Origin of the sequence: Acinetobacter nematophilus (assembly GCF_026344175.1) — a bacterium.
GTDB lineage: Bacteria > Pseudomonadota > Gammaproteobacteria > Pseudomonadales > Moraxellaceae > Acinetobacter > Acinetobacter nematophilus.
In genome coordinates this window covers 288219-299699 of the sequence record NZ_JAPKMY010000002.1, presented here as the reverse complement: position 1 = coordinate 299699, position 11481 = coordinate 288219, and the positions used below count along the sequence as shown (strand labels likewise).

Annotated in this window: 10 protein-coding genes and 1 pseudogene; 4 read left to right on the top strand and 7 right to left on the bottom strand. The window is 37.4% G+C overall.

The window, feature by feature from the left end; genetic code table 11:
• Nucleotides 1–12: 12 nt before the first annotated feature.
• The 6 genes and pseudogenes from OSH00_RS05130 to OSH00_RS05105 form a co-directional block, all read right to left on the bottom strand.
• On the bottom strand, nt 13–435 hold the full coding sequence (locus OSH00_RS05130; RefSeq protein WP_266129527.1) for a hypothetical protein: 423 nt from the start codon (nt 433–435) through the stop codon (nt 13–15).
• Nucleotides 436–885: 450 nt separating this feature from the next.
• Nucleotides 886–996: pseudogene (locus tag OSH00_RS05125) on the bottom strand (IS1595 family transposase); the annotation flags it as partial.
• Nucleotides 997–1128: 132 nt separating this feature from the next.
• On the bottom strand, nt 1129–1980 hold the full coding sequence (locus OSH00_RS05120) for an EamA family transporter (protein ID WP_266129526.1): 852 nt from the start codon (nt 1978–1980) through the stop codon (nt 1129–1131).
• Between the two features lie 132 nt (nt 1981–2112).
• Nucleotides 2113–3150 carry a class II fructose-bisphosphate aldolase gene (fba, locus tag OSH00_RS05115; protein ID WP_196077659.1) on the bottom strand — a complete coding sequence of 346 codons (1038 nt, stop codon included), beginning with the start codon at nt 3148–3150 and terminating at the stop codon, nt 2113–2115.
• Between the two features lie 128 nt (nt 3151–3278).
• Complete coding sequence (locus OSH00_RS05110; RefSeq protein ID WP_196077660.1) at nt 3279–3557, bottom strand: hypothetical protein; 279 nt, start codon at nt 3555–3557, stop codon at nt 3279–3281.
• Between the two features lie 148 nt (nt 3558–3705).
• A complete protein-coding gene (locus tag OSH00_RS05105) occupies nt 3706–4893 on the bottom strand; it encodes a phosphoglycerate kinase (protein WP_266129525.1) in 1188 nt (395 codons plus the stop codon).
• A 139-nt stretch (nt 4894–5032) separates the two neighbouring features.
• On the opposite strand from OSH00_RS05105, the gene OSH00_RS05100 reads away from it, so the two are divergent.
• The 4 genes from OSH00_RS05100 to OSH00_RS05085 all read left to right on the top strand — a co-directional run bounded on the left by OSH00_RS05100 (nt 5033) and on the right by OSH00_RS05085 (nt 9905).
• A complete protein-coding gene (locus OSH00_RS05100; RefSeq protein WP_196077662.1) occupies nt 5033–5416 on the top strand; it encodes a DUF2237 family protein in 384 nt (127 codons plus the stop codon).
• A gap of 16 nt (nt 5417–5432) precedes the next feature.
• On the top strand, nt 5433–6026 hold the full coding sequence (locus OSH00_RS05095) for a Maf family protein (protein ID WP_266129524.1): 594 nt from the start codon (nt 5433–5435) through the stop codon (nt 6024–6026).
• Nucleotides 6027–6584: 558 nt separating this feature from the next.
• A complete protein-coding gene (locus tag OSH00_RS05090; RefSeq protein WP_266129523.1) occupies nt 6585–7748 on the top strand; it encodes a ribosomal protein uL16 3-hydroxylase in 1164 nt (387 codons plus the stop codon).
• Between the two features lie 486 nt (nt 7749–8234).
• A complete protein-coding gene (locus OSH00_RS05085; protein ID WP_266129522.1) occupies nt 8235–9905 on the top strand; it encodes an FMN-binding glutamate synthase family protein in 1671 nt (556 codons plus the stop codon).
• Nucleotides 9906–9937: 32 nt separating this feature from the next.
• Here the strand turns inward: OSH00_RS05085 and OSH00_RS05080 are convergent, their stop codons facing one another.
• The gene (locus OSH00_RS05080) at nt 9938–11245 is read right to left on the bottom strand and encodes a hypothetical protein (RefSeq protein ID WP_266129521.1); all 1308 of its coding nucleotides are present in this window, start codon (nt 11243–11245) and stop codon (nt 9938–9940) included.
• Between the last annotated feature and the right edge of the window lie 236 nt (nt 11246–11481).

Sequence of the window (11481 nt, the reverse complement as noted above, 5' to 3'; positions counted from 1 at the left end):
CTAAACACTTGGTTATGTTTCATTTTGTTTCAGTATTTTTAGAACTTTTAGATAATATTCAACTTGTCCTTGAGTCTTGTGATATTTGTCTTGTAGTTGGGCAACACTTAACTGTTGCAAATCTTCTTGATGCGCTCTGAGCCAATCTGCCTCTGGTATGGGTGGTGTGATATTTAACATTTTGCGTAACATGGTTCGGGCATAAACAATTTGTTTGTTTTTTTTGTTTAATTGCTTTGCAATCTCTTTGACAGTTATATTCTCATTTAAGATATCTTGCTGATGATCTAATAGCCACTGTCTACTGCATTGCCATTTTTGTTTTAGTAACTCACCTGGTGTAGGTTGTTGGTATTTCCTACATACACGTCGATAAGCCTCACCTGCAACACTCTTTGAAATGTTAAAAGTCTGTTGAATTTCTTTAAGACTCATATGGATGATGCGATCTTTATTATGCTGATACCATTGTTCTTTATCGTAACTTTGCTTTCTACTTCCAATCTCACATTGGTAAGAATATAAGCAAATTGGCCACCTGCTTTAGATAAATAAAGTCATTCTCTATATAGCATAATACCCACAACCATCATCGTCTCTTCATAAACATCCCAGTCTTCACCTTGCCAATCCATGATCGACTTTATTGGATAGGTTTTATATCTGTTAGCCATAGCCATTCATATTTTTCATTCATCAATAAGCTATTTTTATCAACTTTCTCTTAATTCAAAATTTTTTTGTTAATTTTTTCTTGCCAATTAAAAACATTTTTATTAAACCTTACTAAACAATATTTTTCAAAACAGCATTCGCCCAATAGCAAGTCATTCAAAGCCAGAGATAAAAATCGTGAATAAATCTAGGGACTGTAATGGATAAGGTTTAAATACCGGTCCAAAATCGCAAAATTCTCAATTGCTGTTTTGGGCTTTCATAGTTAATTCTAAACCTTGCGAAGCAGTGCCTCACATCTTTCAGAAACAGGGGGAAATTTCCTTATACTCAGCAATTTTTTACGGACTTTAGTAAAGAAAAGAGCGGCAGAATTATGATGCAGTATAGATAAAGCTGAGTTTTTTATTCTCAAGTTTTACACTCGAAACATATAATCCGATTCAGGAAGTCTTAAATTGCCAAAGCTAAACAGATCACACCGAGTAAGCCCAACACCAAACCTAAAGCTGTAACAATTTTGAGTTTTTCTTTAAAAATAACCAAGCCTGCGATTACGCCCATCAAAACCACTAAAATATTCATGCCCGCAAAAACAATCGCAGGAGAATCTTTCAGCAAAAGATGAGCTTTTACATAGAGTGCAATATTGGCAAAATTTAAAACACCTAACGCCAATCCTGCATATAAATTCTGGATTTTCCATTGTGTCTTCTGTAGCAGTAAATAGCCTATAGATAAGACAAAAGAACAAATAAATACCAGCGTTAATGTGACTGGAAATTGAAGACCTAAACTGGTTGTATATTTCAATAAAACATCAACCAAGGCATAGCCTACCCATACACTGAGTAAATACAGCATACCCTTTTTATTGACTGACTGATTTGATGATTCTGAATGAGAAAGTACAATGCATAAAACTGAAAAAATCCCAAGACCAATACCGAACATTTTTAATTGGTTAAACTGTTCTTGAAATAGAAAATATGCAGCCAGAAGCGATAGGACAACAGATAAACGCTGTGCAATTTCTGTTCTCAGAATTCCTGCACTGTGTAATGATTTCGACAGACAAAAGAAAATACTGGGTAATACAGTCCCCAGTGCAACAATCAGCCACCATGGTGTATTTGAAATTGAAATATGAACCAAATCTGGCTTAAACCAAAGGTAACTCAATAAACTGGCAACCAAATAATTCCAAGCAATCATCTGCAATGCATCAAAGCCTTTCTGCTTGGTAAATTTTAAAAGCATTGAGACCAATACACTACACAAAGCAGCTGAAAATATCAGTTCCATAATGGGATTTCATCCGATCAATATGATGGATAAATTTTCAAAATTTATCCTATTACAAAGTTATCAAGTATTTAGCCAGTAAAAAGCCCACTGCACTGGAGTGGGCTTTCTATAGTTTATTATCGTTAAAAATTATTTATAACGATCAACCATTTTTTCCAAAGAAATTGGACGAATTTTGTCAGCATTCCCCGCAGTACCAAACGCTGTATAACGATCTACACAAATTTGTTTCATTGCTTGGACAGTTTCACCGAAGAATTTACGCGGATCAAATTCGCTTGGTTTTTCAGCCATCATACGACGCATCGCACCAGTAGAAGCTAAACGTAAATCTGTATCAATGTTGATTTTACGTACGCCATGTTTGATTGCTTCAACCAATTGCTCAACAGGAACACCATAAGTTTCTTTGATGTCGCCGCCATACTGGTTAATTACAGCCAACCACTCTTGTGGTACTGAGCTTGAACCATGCATAACAAGGTGAGTGTTTGGAAGTGCCGCATGAATTTCTTTAATACGGTCAATTGCCAAGATATCGCCTGTAGGTGGACGTGTAAATTTGTACGCACCATGTGAAGTACCCACAGCGATGGCTAAAGCATCTACATTGGTATCAGATACAAATTGGCGAGCTTCTTCTACAGAAGTCAGCAGCTGAGAGTGGTCAAGAACACCTTCAGCGCCCACACCATCTTCTTCACCAGCCATACCTGTTTCAAGGCTACCTAGACAACCAATTTCACCTTCTACAGAAACACCGCAAGCATGCGCCATTTCAACAGTACGGCGGGTCACATCAACGTTATATTCATAAGAGGTTGGAGTCTTGCCATCTGCACCCAATGAACCATCCATCATTACCGATGAAAAGCCAAGTTGAATTGAGCGTTGGCAAACGTCTGGGCTTGTACCGTGATCCTGATGCATCACCACTGGAATATGTGGCCACTCTTCGATGGCAGCTAAAATTAAATGACGTAAAAACGGCGCACCTGCATACTTACGTGCACCAGCAGAAGCTTGCACAATTACAGGTGAATTGGTTTCGTCAGCGGCTAACATGATTGCGCGCATTTGTTCTAAGTTGTTTACATTAAACGCTGGAACACCGTAGCTATGCTCACCGGCATGATCCAAGAGTTGGCGCAATGAAATAAGAGCCATAATATCCTCCCAAGTAATGCCCCATATTCTACATGCTGATTTATTTCAATTCAGCAACAATATTGACTATTTCATAAAAAATCCCCGCGATTGCGAGGACTTTTAACAAATAACAACATTTAAAAAGATTATTGAGCTTTCGGTGCTTCTTCTTCAGTTGCAGGCGTCGCTGCATCAGCAGGTGCATTTGCTTTTTCAGCAGGGACATCCGTATTTTTTTCATCCAAAACAGGTTGATCAATTGCATCAATCGCAGCTTGTTGTTCTGGAGTCGTATTTGCTGATTCAGTTGCAACGGCTTCGGAAGTAGCAGTTTGTTCTGAAGCTGGCGCCTGTTCTTTTTTAGAACATGCAGTAAGTGCCAAAGGAGCAAGAATAAGAGCGACAAGTGCAAATTTTAATTTCATCACATTTCCCAGTGTTGGTGATTGGATTTAACTTAGTTTATTGCAGTTATATTTCATTTTTATTACTTTACAGTGAATCAGCTTGATGAAAAAGGCTGACACATGGCCAGCCTTTCATCAAAACGTCATAATTACACTAAAATATCAATTATGCACGCTCAAGCAATACTGCAACAGCTGGAAGGGTTTTGCCTTCAACAAACTCAAGAAATGCGCCGCCACCTGTTGAAATATAACCAATTTTATCCGCAACTTCATATTTATCAATTGCAGCCAATGTATCCCCACCACCCGCAATCGAGAATCCCTCAGATTCAGCAATCGCCAATGAAAGTGTTTTTGTACCTTCACCGAATTGATCCACTTCAAATACGCCTACAGGACCATTCCAAAGGATCGTTTTAGATGTTTTTAAAATCTCTGCAAACATTTGCGCTGTTTCAGGGCCAACATCCAAGATCATGTCATTGTCTGCAACATCTTCAACTTTCTTTACTACAGCTTTTGCTTTCGCCAATGAGCCCAAGAAATCTGCGAAATCGATTTCAGCAGCATCTGCAACCACAACATCTGTTGGAAGAGGAACAGAGACTTTCGCTGCAATTGCCTTGGCAGTATCAATTAAATCATTTTCACATAATGACTTACCGACATTGAAACCTGCTGCGGCCAAGAAAGTATTGGCAATACCGCCACCCACAATCAATTGATCACAAATGTCTGAAAGTGATGTTAAAACATCAAGCTTGGTTGAAACTTTGGAACCTGCAACAATGGCAACCATTGGCTTTTCAGGTGTTTGCAGCGCACGACCTAAAGCATCCAATTCAGCGGCAAGTAAAGGCCCTGCTGCTGCAACTTTTGCTAAACGTGCAACACCTTCTGTTGATGCTTCTGCACGGTGTGCGGTGCCAAATGCATCCATGACAAACACATCACAAAGTGCCGCATATTTTGCAGCAAGTTCAGTATTGTTTTTCTTTTCACCAACATTAAAACGGCAGTTTTCAAGTAATACCACTTGTCCTGCGGCAACATCCACACCGTCTAAATATTCTGTGAATAATTTAACTTCCTGACTGAGTGCTTCAGTCAAATAAGCCGCTACAGGAGCCAATGATTGTTCTTGTTTTGGTTCACCTTCAACTGGACGACCAAGATGAGAATAAACCATGACTGCAGCACCTTTCTCAAGTGCCAACTTAATAGTCGGTAATGCTGCGCGTAAACGTGCATCACTGGTAATCACACCATTTTTAACAGGTACGTTTAAGTCTTCACGAATAAGTACACGCTTGCCTGCTAAATCAAGGTCAGTCATACGCTGAAAATTCATGTATAGCTCTCTTATAGATATTAAAAATCGCGTAGATTCTAAATGATTACACAAAAAAAGGTTAGATACTTTTGTAGAAAAGCTGTAGAAATGTTGAGATTTGATTATTATAGGGCAAACTTTTTAATTTTATATGCTTATGTCTTTTCATCCAGATCCTAAAATCAATGGTTTAAATGTCTTAGGTGAACCTCTAGCAAGTTGTTGTTTTTCACCCATCACAGGTTATTTTCGTAATGGTTTTTGCCATACTGCAACAACCGATTTAGGTCAGCATACGGTTTGTGCTGAAATGACCTCTGAATTTCTTAACTTTTCCCAAAAAATCGGTAATGATCTGATTACCCCTCTGCCAGAACATGGCTTTCCGGGTCTACAACCTGGTGATTTTTGGTGTTTATGTGTCACTCGATGGGTCGAAGCCTACCAAAACGATATGGCACCGCGTGTGAAACTACAAGCATGCCATCAAGCTGTTTTGGCTTATGTTCCTTTAGATCTTTTAATGGAATATGCGGTATAACTGGAAAAACGAAGATATGGCACATTCAGAAATTATCTTGGCATCTTCCAGTCAAACCCGTCAGGATTTGATGAATCGTTTAGGTTTGGATTATCGCTGTATTTCACCTGATATTGACGAATCTCCTCAAAATGAATCTCATGCAGATCAACTTGCGAAACGCTTGGCTTTTGAAAAGGCTTTTTTTATTGCTAAAAACTGCCCAAATGCTATTGTGATCGGATCAGATCAGGTGGCTTGGCGTGAACATGCACCTCAAGATTTTATTGGTAAGCCTTTGTCTGTAGACAATGCCATTCAACAACTTCAAGCCAATTCTGGTCAAAATGTCTTTTTTAGTACCGCTTTAAGCGTGCAGCATTTGGCTTCTGGTTATGAACAGACCTTAGTTGAACATTATCATGTGAAATTTCGTGATTTAACACTTGCAGAAATAGAGCGCTATATCGAAATCGATCAACCTTTACATTGTGCGGGTAGTTTTAAATGTGAAAGTTTAGGGATCAGTTTGTTTGAACAAATGATTGGTCAAGATCAAACAACCTTGATGGGTATGCCCATGATTCAACTCTGTAGAATTTTAAGAGAATTGGGAATATCACTGCCTTAATGATCGTGCACTTAAACCACTGGCATTTTTTGAGAAATAACCATCAGTTCATTGCAAATAACATGAAGTCTTCTTTAATTCTGGTTTGGGAGCGAGTTTGATCATCTCTAGCCAAGACTAAACCAAATACAAGGATCACCTTATTTAAATACGCTCACTAAATCAGATTTAACTGTGTTTCACTTCAGTCATTTACCTGTGTTTCATCAACTCTCGATTCTGCTAAAGACAATTTTTTTGCCTTTATTTAATAGTGAGTTGCCAGTACAGGCGTATTACTAGAGGCGTTTTAAGTACTATTGCTTTGGATCAGCAAGATAGAAATACCCCACTATATCTGTCTATCCAATAAAAAAACTTTTTTAAATCAAAGAATTTTCAAAATATTGTGGAGCTTTTGTACAACCATCATTGATATCGTGCTCTTCACTTCGAAAAAGTATGAATGACTGCCTTTTTATATCAATATATTTTGGATAAAATTACAAATGCTTGCACCTCCATTCATCTCATAAGACAATAGCACATTATAGATTTAAATTTGCTTAGGCTATTTTCATGTCCCAACCTTTAGATGTCCTTGGCGGAATAACTGCCGAACAATTCCTCACAGAATATTGGCAAAAAAAACCATTATTGGTTCGTAATGCACTTCCCGAAATTGCTGAGATTCTGGTACCCGATGATGTGATGGAACTCGCCCTGGATGAAAACATTACTGCTCGTTTAATCAAACAAAAAGATAAAGATCCAAATCAATGGTCCGTTAAAACATCACCTCTCATCAAAGGTGATTTTCAAAAAATGCCAAAGCTCTGGACCTTGTTGGTTCAAGCGGTCGACCATTACTCATTTGACTTGGCTGAACTTTGGAAGAAATTTCCTTTTATTCCACAATGGCGCCGTGATGACATCATGGTGTCTTATGCGCAAAAAGGCGGTTCAGTCGGTCAGCATTTTGACTTTTATGATGTTTTTCTCGTGCAGGGTTATGGACATCGACGCTGGCAATTGGGACAAATGTGTGATGCCGAGACTGAGTTTGTTGAAGGACAACCATTAAAATTACTGTCCAACATCGAGATCAATTTTGATGAAGTTCTAGCACCGGGCGATTTGCTTTATGTTCCGCCAGGCTTGGCACATTATGGTGTCGCAGAAGACGATTGTCTAACCTACTCTTTTGGTTTTCGTATGCCGAATATTGCTGACATGATGGATCGTGTAAGTGATAAATTTGTAGAAGATCAACAGTTACGCAATCCACTATTGGACATATTACGCAATAAGCAAAACCCGATTGGGCAAGTTACTCAAGCTGAACTTGATTATTTAAAAGCAGAATTGTTGGCAAAATTAAACAATTCTGAAGTCTTGGAAGATGCAATCATGAGTTTAATGGCTGAACCCAAATATCCTGAAAACATTCCAGAGGCGGATGCTATAGGGACGGGAGATTTGGAAGAAGTCCTTGAACAAGGCTATTTACTGCAAATCGAACCTGCTTCAAGACTGATCTATCTTGAACAAAATAATCAATTATTGTTCTGGGCAAATGGCGAATCGATGTGTATTTCTAACCAATTTACCCCCTATTTAAAACAGATTGCTGATGGTCAAACGGTATCGTTAAATCATGAATTAGCTGAACAGGAAATCCTAGAAGATATTGCAGGTTTGCTGAATGAATCCATTCTAATGCTGGTGCCTACTGAAGAATAAAATTCGCAATTTCAGAGAGTCCATTTCGAATAAAGCCTGAAAATTCAGGCTTTATCTCTGTACGGATTTACATTTAGGATAATTTTAAGAAATAATTCCCCTATCTTTATTCAAACTGATGTTTGAGTGCGATCGAGAATTTAACGGATGCCTTAAAGTTTGATTCTCTGACTTCAGTCTTGTTATTTTTAAAAACTGTAGCAAAACCTCGATATAAGACAAAACTACAATGATGGAAACATAGATGGCTAAAAAGCTGATATTCGGATTGAATAATTTGTTCTGAAATTCTGCAAACATAGATTTCTTTTTTTATTTTGCAAAAATTATTCAACCCATGATTAAGCAAGTTGTCTTAAATGATGAACAAAAGAAATCATTGATGTATTAATCTAGAACCATTCTCAAGTCTAACAAATCATTACTTGAGCTGTTTCATAAATTTAGGCAATTTTAACAGCATATAACGAAAGAGATATTTCCTGTATGGCAAGTCCTGCTCAAGCAATTCGACATCAACTTTTAAACACTTTTTTCTCTCGCTATTCCGTTTGGTTTATCTGTATTTTTCTCTGTTTACTTTTGACTTGGATTATTTTCTTTAATGAAGGTCACTATATCTATTACTTTTTTTCAGATACCGTCCTGAATTTGGCTTGGGTTATTTTCTCAATTCTTGCTGCAATAGGTTTTGCAGACATTATTCAAACACAGCATTCCATTTTAAGAAATTACCCCTTAATGGGACATTTTCGTTTCTTCTTTGAAGATATACGTCCTGAAATCCGTCAGTACTTTATTGAATCTGATGATGATGCTTTACCCTTTTCACGTGCACAGCGAAGCCTTGTTTATCAGCGTGCCAAAAATGAAAATGCGGATAAACCTTTTGGTTCGATTATTGATGTATACCAGGAAGACTATCGTTTTTTGACCCACTCAATGACACCAAAAACTCCAGCTGACTTTAATACATTTAGAATTAGCATCGGTAATGATCAATGTAAGCAGCCATATAGTGCATCTATCATGAACATTTCTGCAATGAGCTTTGGTAGTTTAAGTGCAAACGCAATTTTAGCTTTAAATACAGGTGCAAAAAAAGGCAACTTTTATCATGATACAGGGGAAGGAAGTTTAAGCCCTTATCACCTTAAACCAGGAGGTGACATCGTTTGGGAAATTGCCAGTGGTTACTTTGGCTGTCGTACTTTGGATGGTAAGTTTGATCCCGAAAAGTTCAAACAGCAAGCAGCTTTGCCACAGATCAAAATGATTGAAATCAAACTTTCACAAGGCGCAAAACCCGGTCACGGCGGTATTCTGCCAAAAGATAAAATTACCAAGGAAATTGCTGAAATCCGCGGTGTGTCGATGGATGTAGACTGCGTCTCGCCTGCATCACATTCAGCATTCAGTACACCGATTGAAATGATGTATTTTATTCAACAATTACGTGAATTATCAGATGGTAAGCCCGTCGGATTTAAATTGTGTATTGGTCAGCCTTGGCAATTTATGAGTATAGTCAAAGCGATGTTGCAAACCAAAATCGTCCCTGACTTTATCGTTGTGGATGGTTCAGAGGGGGGTACAGGTGCAGCGCCAATTGAATTAATTGACCATATGGGGACTCCTTTGCGTGAAGGTCTGCTGTTCGTTCACAATACGCTTGTTGGTGCAGGTTTACGTTCACAAGTCAAAATCGGGGCAAGTGGTAAAATTATCAGTGCATTTGATATTGCAAGTACAATGGCCATGGGTGCAGATTGGGTCAATTCAGCGAGGGGCTTTATGTTTGCCGTAGGCTGTATTCAAGCACAAAGCTGCCATACCAACCAATGCCCCGTCGGTGTTGCAACGCAAAACAAAGAGCGCCAAAAAGCACTTGATGTTCCATCAAAAGCAGATCGAGTATTCAGCTTCCAGAAAAACACCTTAAAAGCACTTGCAGAAATGATTGCAGCAGCAGGATTGCAACATCCAGCTGAAATTAAAGCACACCATCTTGCTCAGCGAATCAATGACCGTGAAATTAAAAACTATGCGCAGTTACATTTTTGGATGAAAGATGGTGAACTACTCAGTTGTGAAAATAAAGATGAAGAAAATTTCTATTTTAGAATGTGGAATTTAGCCAGCGCTGAACGCTTCTGACCATGTTCATCACGAAGTCCTGATTAAGGAGATCATCTTGATCTCCTTTTTTCGATGTTAAATCCTGTTCGACTTGGTCGTACAATTGAAGTCAGATAAACAGATTTAAAATTGTCTGACTTAAATTTCTTAAGATTGAGCACCTGAAATAATTGAAGTGATTGAAATCCCAAATAAGCATAAATATCTTTGCTGAATGAAAACTTTAAGAAAACCGCATGACAAAATTGAAAATAATAATAGCTCACGATACTTATAGCTAATGCAATAAATGCTGCAAAAATGTCAAATAATATAAAACTGACTAAAACAATGAAGCCTGTTATTAATCTTAAAGTTTGCATATATTTTTCGTGGTGAGTCTGCGGGAATTGCGGTCTTTGCATAACCTGTATCAACTCTTCATCCATGCTTAGATAAGCATGACCATCATAAATCAACCAAGCATATTGTCCTGTGGAATCATCTTGTTGAGAAATGATCATCATTACATCAGTACCTTGAACAAAGAAAAAGTCGTCTAAATAGCTATAGAAATTTATCCCTTGCAGATTAAATTTTACTTCAGTTAAAGCATCAGGATGGGCAGTTGTGGATTCCCGCGTTTCGATCACAGATTGATCCAATCTTCCAGAAATAGTCTCCAATTTAAATTTGGCAAGTTCATGTTGGGTTAAACCAAACTGGAACAATTTTTCGGTTTGCTGCTGTAATTGAGTTTTTAATGCGGTATCATTCAGACCACGCCTCAAATGATTGATTAAGCTTAAATCATACAATTGATCAAACTCATAAAAATATGAATTGATGAGTTTTAAACTCTCAAGCGTTCTTTTACTCAATATAGGCAGATCCAACATATGAAACAACGCTTCAATATTGCGGCTTGTTTGTTGATTTAATTTTAGCCCCTCATAAATAAAATAAACAAAGCAACTGCCCAAAGTTAATATGGTCAAATGTATGAACGTATCAAAATAATAAACAGTTCCATCCATAAAATATTGATAAAAAGGATATGCACCCAGTGCAAAAATCAAAACAGCCATACTGAAACTGAGTGATTTACGCAGATTCAATACAGCGTCAAAGTGTTCAACCGATTCAATCTGATCATTCAAATAAAGTATTTGCTTAGTTTTATTGAATACTGCATATATATCTTTATCCAAAGCATTGAAAATGACCTGAACATCATCCTCTAATTCAAAAATTTGTGATTGAATTTTCGTGCCGCGATACTTTCTGCTTTTTATCTTTAAGACAAATATCCCGGTCGCCGTATATTCTATAAAACTGATATTTCCACTTTCTTCAGCAAGATTTTCTATATGCATCATTTCTTATAAACTTTAATTCTAAAGGTCTTGTTGAATAAAACCTTGTTTAATATTAAAAATTGGAATGAATTATAGCTTTAATAAATATGGATAGATACAGATACGCCATATGAAATCAAAGTTTTGAATCATCTTTTTTTTACGCATCAACTCGGTTGAAACAACAGCACCTGAGCATTTTTTGTATCTTCAAACTAATGTTTATCAACCATATTCCATAAATCAAAAACAATCCT

Excerpts from the sequence above, each read along its gene's own strand:
- OSH00_RS05130 (WP_266129527.1), bottom strand. The coding sequence starts at position 435 with ATGAGTCTTAAAGAAATTCAACAGACTTTTAACATTTCAAAGAGTGTT.
- OSH00_RS05120 (WP_266129526.1), bottom strand. The coding sequence starts at position 1,980 with ATGGAACTGATATTTTCAGCTGCTTTGTGTAGTGTATTGGTCTCAATG.
- fba (WP_196077659.1), bottom strand. The coding sequence starts at position 3,150 with ATGGCTCTTATTTCATTGCGCCAACTCTTGGATCATGCCGGTGAGCAT.
- OSH00_RS05110 (WP_196077660.1), bottom strand. The coding sequence starts at position 3,557 with ATGAAATTAAAATTTGCACTTGTCGCTCTTATTCTTGCTCCTTTGGCA.
- OSH00_RS05105 (WP_266129525.1), bottom strand. The coding sequence starts at position 4,893 with ATGAATTTTCAGCGTATGACTGACCTTGATTTAGCAGGCAAGCGTGTA.
- OSH00_RS05100 (WP_196077662.1), top strand. The coding sequence starts at position 5,033 with ATGTCTTTTCATCCAGATCCTAAAATCAATGGTTTAAATGTCTTAGGT.
- OSH00_RS05095 (WP_266129524.1), top strand. The coding sequence starts at position 5,433 with ATGGCACATTCAGAAATTATCTTGGCATCTTCCAGTCAAACCCGTCAG.
- OSH00_RS05090 (WP_266129523.1), top strand. The coding sequence starts at position 6,585 with ATGTCCCAACCTTTAGATGTCCTTGGCGGAATAACTGCCGAACAATTC.
- OSH00_RS05085 (WP_266129522.1), top strand. The coding sequence starts at position 8,235 with ATGGCAAGTCCTGCTCAAGCAATTCGACATCAACTTTTAAACACTTTT.
- OSH00_RS05080 (WP_266129521.1), bottom strand. The coding sequence starts at position 11,245 with ATGATGCATATAGAAAATCTTGCTGAAGAAAGTGGAAATATCAGTTTT.